This window comes from Paracoccus halophilus, from assembly GCF_000763905.1.
GTDB classification, from domain to species: Bacteria; Pseudomonadota; Alphaproteobacteria; order Rhodobacterales; family Rhodobacteraceae; genus Paracoccus; species Paracoccus halophilus.
In genome coordinates this window covers 45,861-67,590 of record NZ_JRKN01000003.1, presented here as the reverse complement: position 1 = coordinate 67,590, position 21,730 = coordinate 45,861, and the positions used below count along the sequence as shown (strand labels likewise).

At 66.4% G+C, this 21,730-nt stretch carries 17 protein-coding genes; 12 read left to right on the top strand and 5 right to left on the bottom strand.

The window, feature by feature from the left end:
* Positions 1-66: 66 nt before the first annotated feature.
* The 3 genes from IT41_RS02860 to IT41_RS02850 are packed head-to-tail and all read right to left on the bottom strand — an operon-like array spanning position 67 to position 2,440.
* On the bottom strand, positions 67-1,386 hold the full coding sequence (locus tag IT41_RS02860; protein ID WP_036738671.1) for a sensor histidine kinase: 1,320 nt from the start codon (positions 1,384-1,386) through the stop codon (positions 67-69).
* Positions 1,383-2,045 (bottom strand): response regulator transcription factor, encoded by a 663-nt coding sequence (locus IT41_RS02855; RefSeq protein WP_036738669.1) that lies wholly within the window; start codon positions 2,043-2,045, stop codon positions 1,383-1,385. The genes IT41_RS02860 and IT41_RS02855 overlap by 4 nt, the downstream gene beginning before the upstream one ends.
* Positions 2,042-2,440, bottom strand: a complete 399-nt coding sequence (locus IT41_RS02850) for a PepSY domain-containing protein (protein ID WP_036738822.1) — start codon at positions 2,438-2,440, stop codon at positions 2,042-2,044. Before IT41_RS02850 ends, IT41_RS02855 begins: the two co-directional genes overlap by 4 nt.
* Before the next feature lie 132 nt (positions 2,441-2,572).
* Between IT41_RS02850 and IT41_RS02845 the strand changes: the two genes are divergently transcribed.
* The 7 genes from IT41_RS02845 (at position 2,573) to IT41_RS02810 (ending at position 12,260) form a co-directional block, all read left to right on the top strand.
* On the top strand, positions 2,573-3,319 hold the full coding sequence (locus IT41_RS02845; RefSeq protein WP_052081245.1) for a hypothetical protein: 747 nt from the start codon (positions 2,573-2,575) through the stop codon (positions 3,317-3,319).
* A gap of 253 nt (positions 3,320-3,572) precedes the next feature.
* Positions 3,573-5,117: an OpgD/OpgG family glucan biosynthesis protein gene (locus IT41_RS02835; protein WP_231564678.1), complete on the top strand. Its 1,545-nt coding sequence runs from the start codon at positions 3,573-3,575 to the stop codon at positions 5,115-5,117.
* 5 nt (positions 5,118-5,122) lie between these two features.
* Positions 5,123-7,294, top strand: coding sequence for a glucans biosynthesis glucosyltransferase MdoH (mdoH, locus tag IT41_RS02830; RefSeq protein ID WP_052081244.1), 2,172 nt, complete (start codon positions 5,123-5,125; stop codon positions 7,292-7,294).
* Positions 7,291-8,403, top strand: a complete 1,113-nt coding sequence (locus tag IT41_RS02825) for an OpgC domain-containing protein (protein ID WP_036738667.1) — start codon at positions 7,291-7,293, stop codon at positions 8,401-8,403. Before mdoH ends, IT41_RS02825 begins: the two co-directional genes overlap by 4 nt.
* A 60-nt stretch (positions 8,404-8,463) precedes the next feature.
* Positions 8,464-10,137 (top strand): formate--tetrahydrofolate ligase, encoded by a 1,674-nt coding sequence (locus IT41_RS02820; RefSeq protein ID WP_175496387.1) that lies wholly within the window; start codon positions 8,464-8,466, stop codon positions 10,135-10,137.
* Between the two features lie 3 nt (positions 10,138-10,140).
* Entirely contained in the window at positions 10,141-10,746 is a 606-nt protein-coding gene (locus tag IT41_RS02815) for a nicotinate-nucleotide adenylyltransferase (RefSeq protein WP_074948040.1), read from the top strand.
* The gene (locus IT41_RS02810; protein WP_074948037.1) at positions 10,743-12,260 is read left to right on the top strand and encodes a D-alanyl-D-alanine carboxypeptidase; all 1,518 of its coding nucleotides are present in this window, start codon (positions 10,743-10,745) and stop codon (positions 12,258-12,260) included. The genes IT41_RS02815 and IT41_RS02810 overlap by 4 nt, the downstream gene beginning before the upstream one ends.
* Here the strand turns inward: IT41_RS02810 and IT41_RS02805 are convergent.
* Positions 12,257-12,679 carry a tellurite resistance TerB family protein gene (locus IT41_RS02805; RefSeq protein ID WP_036738664.1) on the bottom strand — a complete coding sequence of 141 codons (423 nt, stop codon included), beginning with the start codon at positions 12,677-12,679 and terminating at the stop codon, positions 12,257-12,259. The genes IT41_RS02810 and IT41_RS02805 overlap by 4 nt on opposite strands.
* 85 nt (positions 12,680-12,764) lie before the next feature.
* Between IT41_RS02805 and IT41_RS02800 the strand changes: the two genes are divergently transcribed.
* Together IT41_RS02800 and IT41_RS02795 are read left to right on the top strand one after the other, a co-directional pair.
* Positions 12,765-14,357: a lysine--tRNA ligase gene (locus IT41_RS02800; RefSeq protein WP_036738663.1), complete on the top strand. Its 1,593-nt coding sequence runs from the start codon at positions 12,765-12,767 to the stop codon at positions 14,355-14,357.
* Between the two features lie 133 nt (positions 14,358-14,490).
* Positions 14,491-16,785: a glycosyl hydrolase family 28-related protein gene (locus IT41_RS02795; RefSeq protein ID WP_036738662.1), complete on the top strand. Its 2,295-nt coding sequence runs from the start codon at positions 14,491-14,493 to the stop codon at positions 16,783-16,785.
* Between the two features lie 35 nt (positions 16,786-16,820).
* Here IT41_RS02795 and IT41_RS02790 read toward each other — a convergent pair whose 3' ends face one another.
* Positions 16,821-17,306 carry a HugZ family pyridoxamine 5'-phosphate oxidase gene (locus IT41_RS02790; protein WP_036738661.1) on the bottom strand — a complete coding sequence of 162 codons (486 nt, stop codon included), beginning with the start codon at positions 17,304-17,306 and terminating at the stop codon, positions 16,821-16,823.
* Between the two features lie 244 nt (positions 17,307-17,550).
* Between IT41_RS02790 and acs the strand changes: the two genes are divergently transcribed.
* From acs to IT41_RS02775, 3 genes are all read left to right on the top strand, one after another.
* A complete protein-coding gene (gene acs / locus IT41_RS02785; RefSeq protein ID WP_036738660.1) occupies positions 17,551-19,506 on the top strand; it encodes an acetate--CoA ligase in 1,956 nt (651 codons plus the stop codon).
* A gap of 118 nt (positions 19,507-19,624) precedes the next feature.
* The gene (locus tag IT41_RS02780) at positions 19,625-19,882 is read left to right on the top strand and encodes a DUF4212 domain-containing protein (protein ID WP_036738659.1); all 258 of its coding nucleotides are present in this window, start codon (positions 19,625-19,627) and stop codon (positions 19,880-19,882) included.
* Between the two features lie 3 nt (positions 19,883-19,885).
* On the top strand, positions 19,886-21,694 hold the full coding sequence (locus tag IT41_RS02775) for a sodium:solute symporter family protein (RefSeq protein WP_036738658.1): 1,809 nt from the start codon (positions 19,886-19,888) through the stop codon (positions 21,692-21,694).
* Positions 21,695-21,730 lie beyond the last annotated feature (36 nt).

Genomic DNA, 21,730 nt, shown 5'->3' with positions numbered 1-21,730 from the left:
GCGTGTGACATGCCGGAGGCGGCGGCCGCGCGCAAGTCCGGATCGGGAAACGGACGCGGCCCGCGCTCAGGCCGGCAGTTCCAGAACCACCCGCAGCCCGCCCAGCCCGGGCGAGCGCCCCAGCCGCAGCCGGCCGCCATGCAAGGCCGCCAGATCGCTGACGATGGCCAGCCCCAGCCCGGCGCCGGGCGGCCCGCTTTCATCCAGCCGCGTGCCGCGGGACAGAGCCTGCGGATAATCCTGTTCCGCCATGCCGGGCCCGTCATCCTCGATGGTGATGGCCAGCCGGTCCGGCGCCGGCATCCGGGCCGAGACGAACAGCCGGCCGTTCGCCCATTTCACCGCGTTCTCGACCAGATTTCCGATCATTTCCTCAAGATCCTGGCGTTCGCCGGCAAAGGCGAGGTCGGCCGGCAGATCGGTGGCGACCCGCAGCCCGGAATCGGCGATCGGGCGGCCCAGAACCAGCAGGATATCGGCCACGACCGGCGCGACGGGGGTCCGGCTGCCAAGCAGCCGCGCCGCGCCCGAGCGGCGCGCGCGGCGCAGGTGCCAGCCGATCTGGCGGTCCATGCGGGCGACCAGCGCATGGCCCGGATGATCCGCGGGCAGGCTGTTGTCCAGCGCCGCCAGCGGGGTTTTCAGCGAATGCGCCAGATTGCCGATATGTTCGCGCGTGCGCGCCAGCACCTTGCGGTTCTGTTCCAGCAGCGCGTTGATTTCATGCGCGATGGGGCGAAGCTCCGAGACCGAGGGCAGGGGCAGCGCCTCGGTCCGGCCGGCGCGGATGTCGCGGATGTCGCGGCCCAGCCGGTCCAGGCTGCGCAGCCCCGCCATCACCTGCAGGATGCCGGCGGCGGCCAGCGCCAGCCCCAGCACGGCAAGCGAAATCGCCAGCGGCCGGCGCAGCAGGGCGGTGCTGGCCTCGATCTCGGCCAAGGGCGCGGTCACCGTCACGCCGAGCGCGTCGTCGCTGTCGGGCAGGGTAAAGCGGTGATGGGTGACGCGCAGCGCCTCGTCCGAGGGGCCGATGCCCGGCCCGCCGGTGAAATCGCCCGCGGGCGGTCTCAGCACATTGTCGTAAAGCGAGGGCGACTTGGCGACCACGCGCCCGTCCTGCGACAATTGCCAGAACCAGCCAGAAAGCGGCATCTGGAAACGCGGATCGCCGGGGGCCGAGGCAAGCACCAGCCGGCCGCCGGGGTCGATCGCCGCGCCGGCGATCAGGGCATTGGACACGGCCTCGGCCTCGGCATCAAAGCGGCGGGTGATGAAATCCTCGAGGATCGCGGCGATGGTCAGATAGCCCGCGACCAGCGCCACCCCGATCAGCACCGCGCCCAGGCCGATCAGCCGCGCCCGGATCGAATCGCGGGGCAGGATCAAGACCCGCCCCGCAGCACATAGCCTTCGCCGCGCCGGGTTTCGATCAGGCCCTCGCCGATCTTGCGGCGCAGGCGGCCGATGACCACCTCGATGGATTTGAAATCCCGCTCGGCCGCCGAATCGTAAAGATGGTCGGACAGTTCGCTGCGGCTGACCACGCGATTCTGGTGATGGATCAGATAGGACAGGATGCGCGTCTCGAAGCCGGTCAACTTCAGGGCAAGCCCGTTGCGGGTGATGACGCCCAGCTGGCTGTCCAGTTGCAGCGGCCCCGCCTTGATCACCGCCTGCGCATGGCCGGCTGCGCGCCGCACCAGGGTCTGGGCGCGGATCACCACCTCTTCCAGGCGAAAGGGCTTGACCGCGTAATCGTCGGCACCGGCGCGAAAGCCCGCCACCTTGTCGGTCCAGTCGCCGCGCGCGGTCAGGATCAGCACCGGCATGGTCACGCCCGCGCCGCGCCAGCGGGTCAGCACCTCGATCCCCGGCAGGCCGGGCAGGCCAAGGTCCAGCACCGCCAGATCATAATTCTCGGTCGCGCCAAGGAATTCACCCTTTTCGCCATCGGCGGCGATGTCGCAGGCGAAGCCCGCGTCCCGCATGGCGGTGGCCAGCTGCCCGGCCAGAAGCGGGTCATCCTCGACGATCAGGCATTTCATTTACGTTCCTCTTTGCGGAATTGCGGGTCCCGCTCGGCCCCGGCAACCTCGAGAAACTCGCCGGTGCGGGCATCCAGCCGGATGCGCAGCAGATCGCGCGAGGGGGTCAGCAGGCGCAATTCCTGCACCAGAACCACGCCCATGTCACGCTCGCGCGGGGTCGGGCCGGTCAGCCGCGCCCCGATCAGCTTGCCGTGAAAGCGCCCGGCGACGATCTTGGCGGCGCGGCGCAGCGGGATGACGCGGAATTCATGGTCGTGACGGCTGGAGAGTTCGGGCGCCCATTCCTCGATCTGGTCCTCGGGAATGGCGCGGCGTCCCTTTTCGGCCGATGCGGGCAGCGCCGGCAGCAGGGCCGCGATCAGGGTGACAAGGGGCGGGACCAGACGGTTCATGATCCATATGTAATGCGCGAATGCCAAACGAAAGCCAAATGCCCGGTTGGCGTTCCATTGGTGCGGATCGGGTTAGCTTGCGATTCGGATCGGGCGCGAATGTCCTGCGCCCGGGAACGAAAGGAACCTGAAATGAGCAGAAAACCGACCTCTCCGATCGCATTGGCCGCCCTGTTGTCGATGCTGGCGGTCGCGCCGGTCATGGCCCAGGATACCGTGCCCGCGCCGGCGGAAAGCCAGGCCGAGCCGATGCCGGCACAAGACGCCGGCCCGAGCGTCACCCTGCCGCAGGCGCTGCAGGATGCCGGTTTGACCGATGTGACCAGCCGGCCGATGCATCGCGGCAATGCCACCCGGATCGAGGGCGCGCTGCCCGATGGCAGCAGGATCGGGGCGCTGATCGACGAAACCGGCGCGCTGCGCGGCCTGCGCGGTCTTGACGATGCGGCACTGCCCGCCGCGCTGAGCGATCAGCTGGTGCCGCAGGCGGTCCGCGACAATCCGGTCTATGCCGAGCTTGCGCAGCTTCGTTCGGTCTTTGTCGGCGAGCGCGGCGTCAGGCTGGCCGGGTCCGACGCGGAGAATAACCCGCTGCACGCCAGCTTTACCGAAGACGGCACGCTGATCCGTTTCGGCCGCGGCGACGATGACGAGCGCAAGATGGGCGAAAAGCGGCGCAAGGATGCCGAAAAGCAGCGCAAGGAGGCCGACAAGCGTCGTGACCGGGACGACAGGTGGCACCGGGACGCGCGCGACCGCCACCGGGATCGCGACGGCGATCGGGACCACCGCGGTCGCGACCGCATGCGTGAGCGCATGGATGACGCGGACAGGCGCCCGATGCCGGATGCGCCCCAGCCGGACGCGCCGGCGAACTGACGCCGGGAGGAGGCCGCGCAAGGCCTTTTTACCGGTGAAAACATCGTGAAGGCGGGCCGCGCGGGGTATTCCTGCGCGGCCCGCTCGCCTAATTTTGCACGATGTGTTCGGCAAGACCCTGCCTTTTGTCGCGAAAGAGCTTGCCTGATCCGTTCGGCGATGCGAAATCCCGTCGGTATTTCGGGGTCTTCGGTCCCCTGCTGAGAGGTTGTCGATGCGTCGTCGCGAATTTGTCCTATCCGCCGGGGCGGCCATGACCGCGGCCGGCGCGCTTTTCGCCTCATCGGGTGCTGCGGTGGCGCAGGAAACGCCGGCCATCGCACCGCCGGCCGCCGGGGACGAATCCGCGCAGCCCGTCGAGCCCCGGCCCTTTGGCTTCGAGGATGTCGCCTCGATCGCCCGCGAACTGGCCGCAAAGCCGCATGAGGCGCGCAGCGCCGAACTGGTCGGCTCGTTCGCCAATCTCAGCTACGACCAGTATCGCGGCATCCGCTTTCGCCGCGAACGCGACCCTTGGGCGGGCAGCGGCGACTTCGCGCTGGACCTGCTGCCGCCGGGCACGATCTTCGACGCGCCGGTGGATATCAGCCTGGTCGATGAGGGCGTGGTGATCCCGGTGCGCTTCGATCCGGGCATGTTCGAATTCGATCCCCAGCTTTTCCCCGATGGTATCGACGAGGAAACGCTGGGCGATATGGGCTGGTCGGGCTTTCGCATCCGCGCGCCGCTGAACCGTCCCGACGTGATGGACGAATTCGCGGTGTTCCAGGGGGCCAGCTATTTCCGGGCGGTGGCCCGCGATACGCTTTACGGGCTGTCGGCGCGCGGCCTCGCCATCGGCACCGGCAGCCCGGAGGGCGAGGAATTTCCCCTGTTCCGCGAGTTCTGGATTCACAAGCCGGCCGATCAGGACCGCTCGGTCCTGGTGCATGCGCTGCTTGACAGCCGTTCCGTATCGGGCGCGTTCGAGTTTCGCATCACCCCGGGGGCGGATACGGTTTTCGACACCCGGCTGGCGCTTTTTCCGCGCCAGAACATGAGCAATGCGGGGATCGCGCCGCTGACCTCGATGTACTGGTTCGGTCCGACCGACCGCTCGCGGGTGGATGACTATCGCTCGGCGGTGCATGACAGCGACGGGTTGCAGATGCTCAATGGCGGCGAACAGCGGCTGTGGCGGGTGCTGTCGGGGCACAGCACCCTGCAGACCTCGGCCTTCATGGACAATGACCCGCTGGGCTTTGGCCTGGTGCAGCGGGCGCGGGATTTCGACAGCTATCAGGATGCCGAGGCGCGCTATGAGCGGCGTCCCTCGGCATGGATCGCGCCGCATGACGGCTGGGGCAAGGGCACCGTGAACCTGATCGAGATCCCGGTCCAGAACGAATTCAACGACAATATCGTTTCGTTCTGGCAGCCGGCCGAGCCGTTGCAGGCAGGCCAGCGATACGACTTCAGCTATCTTCTGAGCTTTACCGAGGAACCCCCTGACAGCGCGCCGATTTCGCGCGTGATCGAGACGATGTCCGGACGCTCGGTGAACGATCCGAACGCGCGCACCTATGTGATCGATTTCGACCTGCGCCGGTTCGGGACCAAGGACCCGGTGCCCGTGATCCGGGCCTCGTCCGGGAAGGTCGGAGACGCCTATCTGCTGCGCCTGCCCGAACAGGGGCGGATGCGGCTGGCCTTTGACTATCTGCCCGAGGGGGCCAAGCCCGCCGATCTGTCCGCCGTCCTGAACGGCCCGGAAGGGCCGCTGAGCGAGACCTGGATCGCGCGCTGGACCCGCGAGTAGACGCCGTGACCCGCGCCGACGACATCGCCGAATCCGGGCCGCTGCGGGAGACGGCCGGCCGGGCGCTGCCGCTTTCCGCGGATGACGCCTGGGATGCGGTGGATCTGCCGGGCACGGCCGGCCCGGCGACGCCGCCCGAGGCGCCGCTGGAGATGCCCGAGCAGGATTTCCGCGGCCCCCCGCCGCAAGGTCCCGATGCCGGCCTGCCGCGCCCGGGCACGATCGCGGCGCGGATCGTCGCCTTTGGCGGCGCGGCGGCGGTGGCCTGGATCGGCTGGGTGGAGATGGTGGCGGCCTTCGGGACGCAGATCACATTCCTGCAATCGGTGCTGCTGGTGCTGTTCGTCACCACCTTCACCTGGGTCGGGTTTTCCTTCTGCTCGATGATCGCGGGGCTTTTCGCGCCGCGCCGGGTGACGCCCGTCGGGGACAATGATGCCCGCATCGCCGTCATCATGCCGGTCCATAACGAGGACGCGGCGATGACCACCGGGCTGCTGGCGGCGCTGGCGCGCGATCTTTACCGCGTCGGGCTGGGCGAGCGGGCCGAGATCTTTGTGCTCTCGGACAGCCGCAAGCCGGTTTCGGTGCTTGAGGAAATGGCCGCGATCAGCCGCCTGCGCGATATCTCGCCGGTGCCGGTCTGGTATCGGCGGCGGCGCGACAACAAGGGGCGCAAGGCGGGCAATGTCGCCGAATTCGTGCGCCGCTGGGGCGCGCGATACGACCAGATGGTGGTGCTGGATGCCGACAGCGTGATCGGCGGGGCGACGATCGCCGCATTGTCGGCACGGATGAGCGCCGATGCCTCGGTCGGGCTGATCCAGACCATGCCCATGCTGATCGGCGGGCAGACGATCTTCGCCCGGCTGACGCAGTTCGCGGGCCGCATCTATGGCCCGGCGATCGCGCGGGGGGTCGCCGCCTGGTCCGGTGACAGCGGCAATTTCTGGGGCCATAACGCGATCATCCGGGTCAGCGCCTTTGCACGCTGCTGCGGGCTGCCGGACCTGCCCGGCAAGCCGCCCTTTGGCGGCCATGTGCTGAGCCATGACTTCGTCGAGGCGGCGCTTTTGCGGCGCGCCGGCTGGAAGGTGCGGCTGGATCACGATCTGCGCGACAGCTATGAGGGCTGCCCGCCCACGCTCCTGGATATGGCGGTGCGTGAACGCCGCTGGGCGCAGGGCAATCTGCAGCATGTGCGGCTGATCTTTTCGCGCGGCTTCGCCTGGATCAGCCGGGCGCATTTCGTCATCGGCATCCTGGGCTTTCTGATGTCGCCGGTCTGGCTGGCGATGATCCTGGTCGGGCTGACGCTTTCGGCCAATGTGCTGCTGTCGCGCCCGGATTATTTCCCGCAGACCTACCAGCTGTTTCCGAACTGGCCGACCTTCGACCCGGTGCGCATGCTGTGGCTGTTCGTGGCTGCGATGCTGTTCCTGCTGCTGCCGAAACTGATCGCCATTCTCCGCGCCTGGCTGCGGCCGCTGGCCCGCGACTCGGGCGGCAAGGTGCGGCTGCTGGGCTCGGCCCTGTTCGAGATCGGGCTGTCGGCGCTGATCGCGCCGGTGCAGATGCTGATCCAGACGCGGCAGATCTATGAGATCCTGCGCGGCCGCGATTCCGGCTGGGCGGCGCAGGTCCGCGCCGGTCAGATGCCCTCCTGGGGCGTGGTGCTGCGCCGCCACGCGCTGCATGTGCTGCTGGGCCTGGGCACGCTGGTGGTGCTGGCCTTTCTGGCGCCGTGGCAACTGATCTGGCTGTCGCCGATCCTTGCCGGGCTGATCCTGTCGCCGATGACCTCGCGCTGGTCGGCCAGTCCGGTCTTTGGCCGCTGGGCGCGTCGGCAGGGCCTGCTGGTCACCCCCGAGGAACGCCGCCAGCCCGAGATCATCGCCGCCGCCAATGCGCTGAGCCATCGCATCGCCTCGACGCTGCCGGGTGACGGGCTGGCCAGCCTGGGCCGGGACGAGCGGCTGATCGCGCGCATCTCGGCGCTGTTGCCCGAGGCGCCCCATGGCACCGTGGCCGAGCGGCTGGATGCGATTTCGGCCGAGGCCAAGATCGGCCATGCGACCAGCCGGGCCGAGGCGCTGGAATACCTGTCGCCGGCCGAGCAACTGGCGCTTCTGGACAGCCGTCATCTGATCCGGGCATTCGCGAAACTGGATCGATGAAGCGGATCGCGGCGCTGGATATGCTGCGCGGATACGCGCTTGTCGGCATCATGCTGGACCACATGCCGATCGGCGTGCTGCGTCAGGTGACGCTGGCGAATTTCGCCGTATTCGACGCGGCGGAACTGTTCGTTCTGCTGTCGGGCTTTCTTGTCGGCATGGTCTGGATCAAGGTCGAGGCCCGCAAGGGGCGTTGGGTGGCGCAAAAGCGGTTCTTCAAACGCGCGGTGCAGGTCTGGCTGGCGCTGGTGATCGGCTCGCTGCTGCTTGCCCTGCTGTCGGCGCTGCTGTTCGAATTCCAGCTCAATCACAAGGCGGTCTGGTTCCAGTATTCGCGCTGGATCATGGAGAACCCGCTGGGCTATCTGGCGACGGTGGCGCTGATGTGGATGCAGCCGAATCTGATGGATGTGCTGGCGCTTTACGTCTTGCTGATCGCGACGGTCCCGGTAACGGTGCCCTTCATGCTGCGCTTTCCCTGGCTTGCGCTGGCCGTCTCGCTGCTGGTCTGGTGGTTCGCCGAGCCGCTCAACGCGCTGATCCCGAACCAGAGGCCGGGGCCGGGGCTCTTGTTCAACCCCTTTGGCTGGCAGCTGCTGTTTTTCGCCGGTGTCGGGATGGGGGCGTTTCGCGACCGGATGATGTCGGCGCTGGCGCGCCACGCCCGGCTGCTGACCTGGGTTGCGGTGCTGATCGTGCTGTTCAGCCTGACGATCGCGATCACCCGGATGATCGGCCCCTCGGCCAAGCCCTTTGCGCTGTTTCTGCGCGGCATCCACGGCCCGATCGACAAATGGTCGCTGGACGGGTTGCGGCTGATCTCGATCCTGGCGGCAAGCTGGCTGGTCGCGATGCCGCTGGCGCCCGCCTTCGCCTGGATGGCGGCGACCGGGCCGGGCCGGGCGCTGGCGGAAATCGGGCGCGGCGGGCTGTTTTCCTTTGTCGCCTGCGTGCTCTTGTCGATTATCGGCGATGCCATGGGGATGATCGCGCCCGAGGGGGCCCGGGGGTTCGTCGCGCGGCTTGGCATCGATATCTGGGTGACGGTCGCGCTATGGGCCGCCGCCGCGACCTGGATGCGACGTGAGGTCTGGCTCGGGCGCAAATAAGCGGTGCGGACTTGCCTAAATGCGGCCTCCCGGTCAGTTTGGCCCGACATGAAAGACGGAGTGGACATGAAATCGGATATCGAGATCGCGCGCGCCGCCCGCAAGCTGCCCATCGCGCAGATTGCGGCCCGCCTCGGCTTGACCGAGACCGATTTCCTGCCCTATGGCCATGACAAGGCCAAGATCACGCATGATTTCATCCGTGGGCTGGAGGGCCGTGCCCGGGGCAAGCTGGTGCTGGTGACCGCGATCAACCCGACCCCGGCGGGCGAGGGCAAGACCACGACCACGGTGGGGCTGGGCGATGCGCTGAACCGGATCGGTCAGCGCGCGACGATCTGCATCCGCGAGGCCTCGCTAGGGCCGAATTTCGGCATGAAGGGCGGGGCGGCCGGCGGCGGCATGGCCCAGGTCGTGCCGATGGAAGAGATGAACCTGCATTTCACCGGCGATTTCCACGCCATTACCAGCGCCCATAACCTGCTTGCCGCGATGATCGACAACCATATCCACTGGGGCAATGCCCTGGCGATAGATCCGCGCCGGGTGACCTGGCGGCGGGTCATGGACATGAACGACCGGGCGCTGCGGCAGAATGTCGTGGCGCTTGGCGGTCCGGCCAACGGCCAGCCGCGCGAATGCGGCTTTGACATCACCGTCGCCTCCGAGGTCATGGCGATCCTGTGCCTGGCCCGCGACCTTGCCGATCTGCAGGATCGGCTGGGGCGCATCGTGATCGGCCAGAACCTTGAGGGGCGGCCGGTGACGGCGGCGGATATCGGCGCCGCCGGCGCCATGACGGTGCTGCTGCGCGATGCGCTGCAGCCGAACCTGGTGCAGACGCTGGAAAACAACCCGGCGATGGTCCATGGCGGGCCGTTCGCCAATATCGCGCATGGCTGCAATTCGGCGATGGCAACGCGCACGGCGCTGGCGCTGTCGGACTATGTCGTGACCGAGGCGGGTTTCGGCGCCGATCTGGGGGCCGAGAAATTCCTCGACATCAAGTGCCGGCTGGCCGGGCTGTCGCCCGATGCCGTGGTGCTGGTGGCGACGGTCCGGGCGCTCAAGATGAACGGCGGTGTCGCCCGCGCCGATCTGGGCGCCGAGAATGTCGAGGCGCTGCGCGCGGGCTGCGCCAATCTGGGCCGCCATATCGAGAACATGCGCGCCTTTGGCCTGCCGGTGGCCGTGGCGATCAACCATTTCGCCGGCGATACCGAGGCCGAGACCGACGCCCTGCGCGCATATTGCGACGGCCGGGGTGTCCGCGCGATAATCTGCCGCCATTGGGCCGAAGGCGGCGCCGGGGCCGAGGATCTGGCGCGCGCCGTGGTCGAGATGACCGCCGGCGGCGCCGCCTTCGCGCCGCTTTATCCCGATGACATGCCGCTGTGGAACAAGATCGAGACGATCTGCAAGCGCATCTATCGCGCCTCGGCGGTCGAGGCCGCGCCGGGCGTGCGCGAGCGGCTGGAGGAATGGCAGGCGGCGGGTCATGGAAATCTGCCGGTCTGCATGGCCAAGACGCAATATTCCTTTTCCGCCGATCCGGGTGCGCTTGGCGCGCCGGAAGGCTTTACCATCCCGCTGCGCGAGGTCCGGCTGGCCGCCGGCGCGGGCTTCGTCGTCGCCATCTGCGGCCAGATCATGACCATGCCCGGGCTGCCGCGCGACCCGGCCGCCCTGCGCATCGGGATCGACGTGCAGGGCCGGGTGCAGGGGCTGTTCTAGGTGATGAGGGCAGGCTTCCCGATTGCACTTCCAGGGATGAAGGTCGGACTGCTGGGCGGTTCGTTCGATCCGGCGCATGAGGGGCATGTCCATATCACCAAGATGGCGATGCGCCGCTTTGGCCTAGACCGGATCTGGTGGCTGGTGACGCCGGGAAATCCGCTGAAGGCCCATGGCCCGGCGCCGCTCGAGGATCGCATCGCCCGCGCCCGCGCCATGATCCATGATCCGCGCGTCGAGATCACCGGGCTCGAGGCGCGGCTGGGCACGCGCCTGACCAGCGATACCATTGCCGCGTTGCAGCAGCTTTATCCGCATGTGCGCTTTGTCTGGCTGATGGGCGCCGACAATCTCGTGCAGTTCGACCGCTGGGAAAACTGGCGCGAGATCGCCGCCCGCGTTCCCATCGGCGTCATCGCGCGGCCGGGCTGGCGGATGCGCGCCCGCAATTCCCGCGCCGCCCATATCATGTGGCGCGCGCGCATGCCGGAAGCCGATGCCCGGCAACTGGCGGATGCCAGAACGCCGGCCTGGGTGATGATCAATGTGAAGCTGAGCAAGCAAAGCTCAAGCGAGATAAGGGCCAATGCGCGGGGTTCCAGCCGATGACCGAACTGTCACGACGCGGCTTCATCGCGGCGCTTGCGCTTCTGGGGGCGATGCCCTCGCTCGCGCGCGGCCAGGCGGCGGGCGCGCAGCCGCCCGAAATCCGGGGCACGCTGGCCTATACCGTGCTCGATCCGGCGACCGGCAGGGTGCTGGCCGAGCAGCTTGGCGACATGCCGATGCCGCCCGCCAGTACCTTGAAGACGGTGACCGCACTTTATGCGCTGGACCGGCTGGGCGCGGAGCATCGCTTTCCGACCCGCGTCATCCGGGCCGGGAATACGCTGATCCTGGCCGGCGGCGGCGATCCGGTTCTGGACACCGATGCGCTGGCGGCGCTGGCCCTGCGCACGGCCGCGCAGCACGAGGCCCTTGGCCTGCCCGCGCCGACCGGTTTTCTGGTCTGGGGCGGGGCCTTGCCGCGCGTCGCCCGGCTCGACCCGTCACAGGCCGAGCATCTGCCCTATAACCCGACCATCTCGGGGATGATGCTGAATTTCAACCGCGTGCATCTGGACTGGCGGCGCGGCGCCGAGGGCTACCAGATGTCGCTCCAGGCGCGCGGCCGCAAGCTTTCGCCCCGCGCCTATACCATCTCGGCTGCGCCCGTCAGCCGGCCGGCGCCGGTCTTTGCCTATGATGGCGGCAGCGCCAGGGAAAGCTGGACGCTCGCCCGCGGCGCGATGGGCCGCGCGGGCAGCCGCTGGCTGCCGGTGCGCCGGCCCGAGCTTTACGCCGGCGATGTCTTCCAGACGCTCTGCCGCGCCAAGGGGCTGGTGCTGCCCAATCCCGTCGCGGTCGAACTGCTGCCCGAGGGCGACGAGATCGCGCGTCATGACAGCCCGCCGCTGCGCGAGATCGTCGCCGGGATGATGGAATATTCGACCAATCTTACCGCCGAGGCGATCGGGCTTGCCGCCAGCGGCGCGGCGGATCTTCCGGCCTCGGCGGCGGCGATGGCGGGCTGGCTGAACGGGCAGAGGATCGCCGGCGATTTCCGCTTTCGCGATCATTCCGGCCTGTCGCCGGAAAACGCCATGACCAGCAACGGGCTTGCCCGCGCCATCGCGACCATCGGCGCGCGGCAGGATCTGCGCGGGGTGATGAAGCGCATCCCCTTTGTCGATGCGCGCGGCAAGCCGGTCGCCAGCAGCATCCGCGTCGCCGCCAAGACCGGTACGCTGAACTTCGTCTCGAACCTGGCGGGATATGCGCAGGAAGCGGACGGGCGCATGTTGATATTCGTGATCTTCGGCGCGGACCTGCCGCGCCATGAGGTCAGCCGTGGACAGGAGCTCCCCGAGGGCGTCATCGACTGGACCAGACGCGCCAAAGCCGCGCAGCAGGGCCTGCTTGAGGCATGGTTCGCGCAGGAGATCGACCATTACGCGATCCCGCAGCTGGACAATCTGCCGCCCGACGACCCGCTGCGCGCGCTGATCGTGCCTGCCGGGCGCGCGGCCTATGAAATCACGCCCGGCGCGATCCTTGAGGCGGGCCGCCTGCGCCGGGACTAAAGCGTGCGGTGCCGGGCGCGGGCGGCGAATTCGATCGCCCCGGCATGCAGGCGGTTGATCTCGAACTGGTCGCGGATCTCGGCCAGCATCTCGGATTCGATCTGACCGGCCCGCCCGTCCGAGGCGGCGACGTCGCAGGCCAGCAGATAGGCGGTGTCGAACAGTTTCTCGGGCAATGCCGCGCGCACCAGCCCGAACAGGGCATCCAGCCCGTCCTCTTCCTCGAACAGGGTGATGACGGTCTGCGACACTGCCCGCATCCGGTCGATGTCATAATTGGCGAAAATCGGCATATGGTTCACCGCGCGCTCGATCGCGACCAGTTCCGCCGTGCGCAGGTTCTGATCCGAAGCCGAGACCGCCACCATGACCGCAACGAGCGCGTCGCAGGGCGAAAAGGAGGGCAGGTTGTCGGACATGGGCTTTCTCCGTGAGTTTCGGGCAAATTATTGACCATTCGACGCCGTTTCAATACGGGGAAGTCCACAGCAATGGAGAGCCCCGATGACCGCCCTGCGTGATGCCGCGATGAAATCCAAGGCCTGGCCTTTCGAGGAGGCCCGCCGGGTGCTGAAACGCTATGAGAAAAAGCCCCCCGAAAAGGGCTATGTCCTGTTCGAGACGGGCTATGGCCCCTCGGGGCTGCCGCATATCGGCACCTTTGGCGAGGTGGCGCGCACGACGATGATCCGCCGCGCCTTCGAGATGATTTCCGACATTCCGACCAGGCTGATCTGCTTTTCGGACGATCTGGACGGCATGCGCAAGGTGCCCGAGAATGTGCCGCAGACCGAGATGCTGCGCGAGCATCTGCAAAAGCCGCTGACCTCGGTCCCGGACCCGTTCGGCGAATATCCCAGCTTTGGCGACCATAACAATGCCATGCTGCGGCGGTTTCTGGACACGTTCGGCTTTGAATACGAGTTCATCAGCGCGACCGAATTCTATCGTTCCGGCCGCTTTGATCAGGTCCTGCTGCGCGCGGCGGAGAAATACGACGCCATCATGGAGGTCATGCTGGCCAGCCTGCGCGAGGAACGCCAGCAGACCTATAGCTGCTTCCTGCCGATCGACCCGAAATCGGGCCGGGTGCTTTACCTCCCGATCAAGCAGGTCGATGCTGCGAACGGCACCATCACCTTTGACGACGAGGCTGGCGAGGAAATGACCCTGCCGGTCACCGGCGGCAATGTGAAGCTGCAATGGAAGCCCGATTTCGGCGCCCGCTGGGCGGCGCTGGACGTGGATTTCGAGATGTATGGCAAGGATCACAGCACCAACACGCCGATCTATGACCGCATCTGCGAGATCCTGGGCGGCCGCAAGCCCGAGCATTTCACCTATGAGCTGTTCCTGGATCAGCACGGCCAAAAGATATCGAAATCAAAGGGCAACGGGCTTTCCATCGACGAATGGCTGACCTATGCGGCGACCGAGAGCTTGAGCTATTTCATGTTCCAGAAGCCCAAGACCGCCAAGCGCATGTATTTCGACGTGATCCCCAAGGCGGTGGACGAATACCATCAGCAATTGCGCGCCTATCCCGAGCAGACGCCCGAGCAGCAGCTGGCCAATCCGGTCTGGCATATCCATGGCGGCGCGGTGCCGGCCTCCGACATGGTGGTGCCGTTCCAGATGCTGCTGAATCTGGCCTCGGTCGCCGGGGCCAAGGACAAGGACGGGCTCTGGGGCTTTATCCGGCGCTACGCCCCCGAGGCGACCCCCGAGGCCAATCCGACGCTGGACCGCGCGGCCGAATTCGCGCTGCGCTATTTCAACGATTTCGTGGCGCCCACCCGGCAGTTCCGCGCCCCAAGCGACAAGGAGCGGGCGGCATTGCAGGATCTGGCCGGGCGGCTGGCGGCATGGGATCAGCCCGCCGATGCCGAGGCGCTGCAGACCATGGTTTTCGCCATCGGCCGCGAACATGGGTTCGAGCCGATGAAGGACTGGTTCCAGGCGCTGTATCAGGTCCTGCTGGGCGCCGATCAGGGGCCGCGCTTCGGCGGCTTCATCGCGCTTTACGGCGTCGCGGAAACCCGCGATCTGGTCGGCCGCGCGCTGGCCGGCGAACTGGTGTCCGAAGCCCTGGGCTGATCCGGCCGGATGTTGCGCGCGGCCCCGTTGCGCCGCGCGCATGGTTAACGGACGGTTAACGCGAGATTGCCAAATTCCTGCCTGACCGCGCGGGCCTTGCGCCCTGCATGATCCGGGTAAGGGAGAATTTGGGATGAGCATTGCGATTATCGGCGATCAGGCTTTGATGCCGCGTCCGTTTCAGGCGGGTCTGGGCCTGTGGTCCCGGACCGATGGCCGGCCGGGTTCCCCGACCTGGGCCGGGGCGTCGAACGCGGCCATCGTGCCGGCGGACGAGGATTTCGGCGCCTGCCTCGAGATCCTGAAACAGCAGGCGGTGACCTCGATCCGCTACATGCGGCAGACGCCGATCACGCCGGGGAACTATCTGCGCATCTCGGCCCGGGTCAAGGCGATCGCCGGCAACCTGCCGCAGGTGCGCGTCGCCGCATTCGCCGGCGCCAGAAACGGCAGCCAGCTGGCCGGCGTGACGCAGGTCGGCCCCACTGTCAGCCTGCCCGGCTATGGCGAGGTGGTCGAGGTCTCGGCCATCGTCGGCAGCGGCCGGCGCGAGGGCGTGGACATGGCCTGGGGGCGCGATGCGGCTTTCGGCCATTTCGGGCTGGACCTGATCGGCGACAATAACGGCTCGGTCCGGATCGAGAACCTGGCGATTGAGAACGTGACCTCGGCCTTTGTTCCGGGCATGCTGGACTGGGTGGATGTGCGCGATTTCGGGGCGGTCGGCAATGGCGTGAGCGACGATCGCGCCGCCTTTATCGCCGCCGATCAGGCCGCCAATGGCGGCGAGGTCCTGGTCCCGGCGGGGACCTATTTCATCGCCAGCGATCTGAGCATGAACGCCCCGGTCCGCTTTGTCGGCAAGCTGAAAATGCCGCGCGCGGCCCGGCTGGCGCTGATGGGGCGGTTCGATTTTCCGACCTATGCCGACGCCTTTGGCGACGAGACCGAGGGGATGAAGCGCGCGCTGCAGGCGCTGCTGGGCTATACCGATCACGGCACGCTGGATCTGCGCGGCCGCACGGTGAACCTCAGCGAGCCGATCACCATCGCCGGGGCGGCGCCGGGCCTGACGACTTTCTCCAATCGCCGGGTCATCACCAACGGCCAGATCAATGCGGTCGAGGGGCCGGCCTGGGCCACGGCTCAGGTCAACTCGGCCGGGACCTATGATCCGAACGCGCCGCTGGTTCTGTCCAATGTCGCCAATGTCGCCAATATCGAGGTCGGCTCGCGCATCAACGGCAATGGCGTCGGCCGCGAGGTCTATGTGAACGGCAAGAACGTCGCCGCCCGCACCCTGTCCCTGTCGCAGCCGCTTTACGGTGGCGCGGGCACCCGCAATTACAGCTTTCTGCGCTATCGCTATGTCTTCGACTTCTCGGATATGGAGCGTCTGAGCCGCTTCACCTTCGACGATGTCGAGTTCCTGCTGAACGGCGTGGCGAGCGGTGTGATGCTGGCCAAATCCGGCTCGGTGAACACGTTCCGCGACTGCTTTTTCACCCATGCCAAGGATCGCGGCATCACCTCGATCGGCTCGGCCTGTCAGGGGATGACGGTCGATCGATGCGAATTCCTGTCCAACGAGATGGCCGATCTGGCGCAGAACCGGACCTCGGTGGCGATCAATATCAACAATAACGACGCCAAGATCCGGCATAACCGCGCAAATCGCTTTGGTCATTTCCTGGTGGCCAATGGCGGCGGCCATATCATCGAGGGAAATCACTGGTTCCAGGGCGACGATGCCCAGAACGGCGTGCGCTTTGGCGGGCTGGTCCTGACCCATACCAACCTGCAGGTGACGGTGACTGGCAATTATATCGACAATTGCTCGATCGAATGGACGAACGAGCACGATGCGCGGCCGGATTTCGAGGGCGGCGAATATTCCTTTGGCGGTCTGACCATCACCGGCAATACGTTCCTTGCCTCGAACACGACGCTGGGCTTCAACTGGCTGGTGATCAAGCCCTATGGCAGGGCGCATTTCATCCACGGCCTGGCGGTGGTGGGCAATGTGTTCAAGTCGCAGAACAACAGCGTGGCGCGGGTCGAAAAGGTCGATACCACCTTTGCCGACCTGAACTATCAGCGGATGCGCAACATCCTGTTCCAGGGCAATATGTTCAACGGTGTGAATACCTATATCGCCAATCCGCTGGACCTGAACCATACCCAGGCCACCGCCGCCAGCCGCTGGGTGCTGCCGGTCAATGCCTCGCTGCCCTTCAACGGTTGGGCGCGCAATGTCGAATCGGTGGTGGCGCGAAGCGCGATCACCAATGGCGCCGGCTCGCCGGTCGCCGATATGCCCTGGATCCAGGCCGAGGTCGGCCAGGGCCGTCGGCAGATCGCGCTGAACTGGCGCAGCGCGGTCAAGGGCTCGAACGCCTATCGCCTGCGGATGGACAATCCCGATTGAGCGGCCCAATCGCGACGGGGCAGAACCCCCGGCAGTCAGTCTGCCGGGGGTTTCAGCATGTCCTGCGGCCCCAGCCGGAACGCCCGGCCAAAGCCCGCATTGAGCAGGCCGGAGATGGGCTCGATCCGCCAGAAGCGGAAATCGGGCAGATCGATATAGGCGCGCGCCTTGGGGGCGCGGGTCAGCCAGAGCCGGCGCCGCTCGGGGTCGGAGGCGATCTGCCCGGCCCTGCCGATCAGCGACAGCCGGGCATGCGTCATGGGATCGCCCCTGGCCGAGGTCGCGGCGATCAGCAGACCGGCCCGCGGATCGGCGGCCAGCGCATGGCTATGCGCCGACAGGCCCGACAGCAGCAGGACCGGGGCGCCATCGGCATCGGGCTGCACGGCAACGCGGGTCACCAGCGGCGCGCCGGTCCCAGGGTCGAGCGTGCCGAGGCTGGCATGGCGCATTTCCGCCAGCAGGCGGCGGGCCAGCGCGCGCGCCTCGTCGTCGGTGGTGCGGATCGGATCCTGTGTCATGGGGCGATATTCCGGCTAAGGTCTTGTGCAGGCAAGGCGCGCTGACATTTCTGTGAACAATTTACAAAAACATAGTGCGAACGGTCAATAAATTTACAAAATTTCCATTACAAAAAAAAGGTTTACGCTGACTGATAAAATACATTAACCTTTCCTCCAGATCGTTTCGGGCGTCCATCCGCGGTCGGTCAGCCGCTTCGGGACATCCGTTTCACGAACAGAGCATGAGGAGAGGAGGCCAGCCATGTCCGTTGAAAATCTTGCCAAACATCCGATTCCGCCGGGCTTTGACGCCGCGCATATCCGGCCTGCGGATTATGCGCGGCTTTACGACGAATCGATTTCCGATCCCGAGGCCTTCTGGGGGCGCGAGGGCAAGCGCCTCGACTGGATCGAGCCCTATACCAAGGTCAAGAACGCCGATTTCACCATGGGCCGCGTCTCGATCAAATGGTTCGAGGACGGGGTGCTGAACGCCTGCGTGAACTGCGTGGACCGGCATCTGCCGACCCGCGCCAACCAGACCGCGATCATCTTCGAGCCCGACGATCCCGAAACCCCGGCCAGGCACATCACCTATGCGCAGCTGTCCGACAAGGTGAACCGGATGGCCAATGTCCTGCTGAGCCAGGGCGTGATGCGCGGCGACCGGGTGGTGATCTATCTGCCGATGATCCCCGAGGCCGCCTATGCCATGCTGGCCTGCGCCCGGATCGGGGCGATCCACTCCATCGTCTTTGCCGGCTTCTCGCCCGACGCTCTGGCCAACCGGATCAACGATTCCGGCGCGAAACTGGTCATCACCGCCGATACCGCGCCGCGCGGCGGCCGGCGCACGGCGCTGAAATCCAATGCCGACGCGGCGCTGCTGCATTGCTCCGACCGGGTGCGCTGCCTGGTGGTCAAGCATACCGGCGACCAGACCACCTGGGTCGATGGCCGCGATGTCGATGTGCTGGCGCTGATGGATCAGGTCAGCCCCGATTGCCCGCCCCGTCCGATGAACGCCGAGGATCCGCTGTTCATCCTGTATACCTCGGGCTCGACGGGCAAGCCCAAGGGCGTCGTGCACACGACCGGCGGCTATCTGGCCTTTGCCGCGATGACCCATGAGCATGTCTTCGACTATCGCGACGGCGATGTCTTCTGGTGCACGGCGGATGTCGGCTGGGTCACCGGCCACAGCTATATCGTCTATGGCCCGCTGGCCAATGGCGCCACCACGCTGATGTTCGAGGGCGTGCCGACCTGGCCCGATGCCGGGCGGTTCTGGGCGGTCTGCGAAAAGCACAAGGTCAACCAGTTCTACACCGCGCCCACCGCCATCCGCGCGCTGATGGGGCAGGGGACGGAATGGGTGGAAAAGCACGACCTGTCCAGCCTGCGCGTTCTGGGCACGGTCGGCGAGCCGATCAACCCCGAGGCCTGGGTCTGGTATGACAAGCATGTCGGCAAGGGCAAATGCCCGATCGTCGATACCTGGTGGCAGACCGAGACGGGCGGCCACATGATCACCTCGCTGCCCGGCGCGATCGAGACCAAGCCGGGCGCCGCCACGCTGCCCTATTTTGGCGTCAGGCCGGTGGTGCTGGATGCGCAGACCGGCAATGTGATGGAAGGCAACGGCGTCGAGGGGGTGCTCTGCATCGGCGACAGCTGGCCGGGCCAGATGCGCACCGTCTGGGGCGATCACGAGCGTTTCATGGAGACCTATTTCCAGCAATATCCGGGCTATTATTTCAGCGGCGACGGCTGCCGCCGGGACGAGGACGGCTATTACTGGATCACCGGGCGCGTGGATGACGTGATCAATGTCAGCGGCCACCGCATGGGCACGGCCGAGGTGGAATCGGCGCTGGTCGCCCATGCCAAGGTCGCCGAGGCCGCCGTGGTCGGCTATCCGCATTCGCTCAAGGGGCAGGGCATCTATGCCTATGTCACGCTGATGAACGATGTCGATCCCACCGACGACCTGCGCAAGGAGCTTGAGACCTGGGTCCGCACCGAGATCGGCCCGATCGCCAAGCCGGACCTGATCCAATGGGCGCCGGGCCTGCCCAAGACGCGCTCGGGCAAGATCATGCGCCGCATCCTGCGCAAGATCGCCGAGAACGATTACGGCGCCCTGGGCGATATCTCGACGCTCGCCGATCCGGGTGTCGTGGACGAGTTGATCGAGAACCGGATGAACCGGGGCTGAGATCGGGCAGAGATGCCGCGGGGCCGGCGCGGCCCCGCCATCGCCCCCGTCCGCCGCCGCCCACGGACGGGGTCACCGCAAGACCGAGGCGGCGTTACACAGGGAGGAAACAGGGGACATGAGCGACAAGCAATCCTCTAACGCCTACTGGCAGGCAAATATCCGCATCATCTGGATCTGTCTCGTCATCTGGGCACTGGTATCATACGGCTTCGGAATCCTGTTCCGGCCGATGGTGTCCGGGATCAAGGTCGGCGGCTCGGATCTGGGCTTCTGGTTCGCGCAGCAGGGATCGATCCTGGTCTTCATCGTGCTGATCTTTACCTACGCGAAGCTGATGAACCGGCTCGACCGCGATCACGGCGTCGAGGAGTGACATATGGACCAGTTCACGCTTAACCTGATCTTTATCGGCCTGTCCTTCGCGCTGTATTTCGGCATCGCGATCTGGGCACGCGCCGGCTCGACCGCCGAATTCTATGCCGCGAACCGGGGCGTGCATCCGGTGATGAACGGCATGGCCACCGCCGCCGACTGGATGTCGGCCGCGTCCTTCATTTCGATGGCCGGGCTGATCGCATTCACCGGCTATGACAACTCGACCTATCTGATGGGCTGGACAGGCGGCTATGTGCTGCTGGCCATGCTGCTGGCGCCTTACCTGCGCAAGTTCGGCAAGTTCACCGTGCCGGAATTCATCGGCGACCGTTTCTACAGCCAGACCGCGCGCATCATCGGCGTGATCTGCCTGCTGATCATCTCGATCACCTATGTGATCGGCCAGATGGAGGGCGTGGGCATCACCTTCGCGCGCTATCTCGAGGTCAGCAAGGAATCCGGGCTGTGGATCGGCGCGGCCATCGTCTTCGTCTATGCGGTTCTGGGCGGCATGAAGGGCGTGACCTATACGCAGGTCGCGCAATATGTCGTGCTGATCATCGCCTACACGATCCCGGCGATCTTCATCTCGCTGGCGCTGACCGGGAATTTCCTGCCGCAGATGGGCCTGTTCGGCAGCCATGACGCATCGGGGATGGAGTTCCTGACCAAGCTGGATCAGGTGGTGACCGATCTGGGCTTCAAGCAATATACCGCCCATAACGGCAGCACGCTGAACATGGTGATGTTCACCCTGGCGCTGATGATCGGCACGGCGGGCCTGCCGCATGTCATCATCCGCTTCTTCACCGTGCCCAAGGTCTCGGACGCGCGCTCCTCGGCGGGCTGGGCGCTGGTCTTCATCGCGCTGCTCTACACCGTGGCCCCGGCCGTCGGCTCCATGGCGCGGATGAATCTTTCGACCACCATGTGGCCGGGCGCCGATACCGGCGAGACCTATTCGCAGCCGGCCGTCTCGCTCGAGGCGATCGAGACCTCGCCGGAACTGAACTGGATGCGGACCTGGGCCAAGACCGGCCTGCTCTCGTGGGAGGACAAGAACGGCGACGGGCTGATCCAGTACTATAACGACACCGCGACCGAAGGTCCGGCCGCCGAAATGGCCGCCGCGCAGGGCTTGCAGGGCAATGAGCTGACCCAGGTCAGCAACGACATCATGGTCCTTGCGAATCCGGAAATCGCCAACCTGCCCGGCTGGGTCATCGCCATCGTCGCCGCCGGCGGCCTGGCGGCGGCGCTGTCCACCGCGGCGGGGCTCTTGCTGGCCATTTCGGGCGCCGTCAGCCACGACCTGATCAAGGGCGCGCTCAATCCCAACATCTCGGAAAAAAGCGAGCTGATGGCGGCGCGGATCTCGATGGCGGTCTCAATCCTGGTGGCGACGCTCCTGGGTCTGAACCCGCCGGGCTTTGCCGCGCAGACCGTGGCGCTGGCCTTCGGCCTTGCCGCCAGCTCGATCTTCCCGGTGCTGATGATGGGCATCTTCTCGAAGCGCATCAACAAGCAGGGCGCGATCTGGGGGATGATCGCGGGCATCGCCTCGACGCTGCTCTATATCTTCACCTACAAGGGCTGGTTCTTCATCGCCGGCACCAACATGCTGGAGGATACGGCGGCGAACTGGCTGTTCGGCATTGCCCCCGCCTCGTTCGGGGTGGTCGGCGCGGGGCTGAATTTCCTGGTGGCCTATCTGGTCTCGAACGTGACCGAGGAGCCGCCGGTCGTCGTGCAGGAACTCGTCGAGTCGATCCGCGTGCCCAAGGGCGCCGGCGCGGCCACCCACCACTGACGAGAACCGGCCGCGCCCCACGGGGCGCGGCCATTT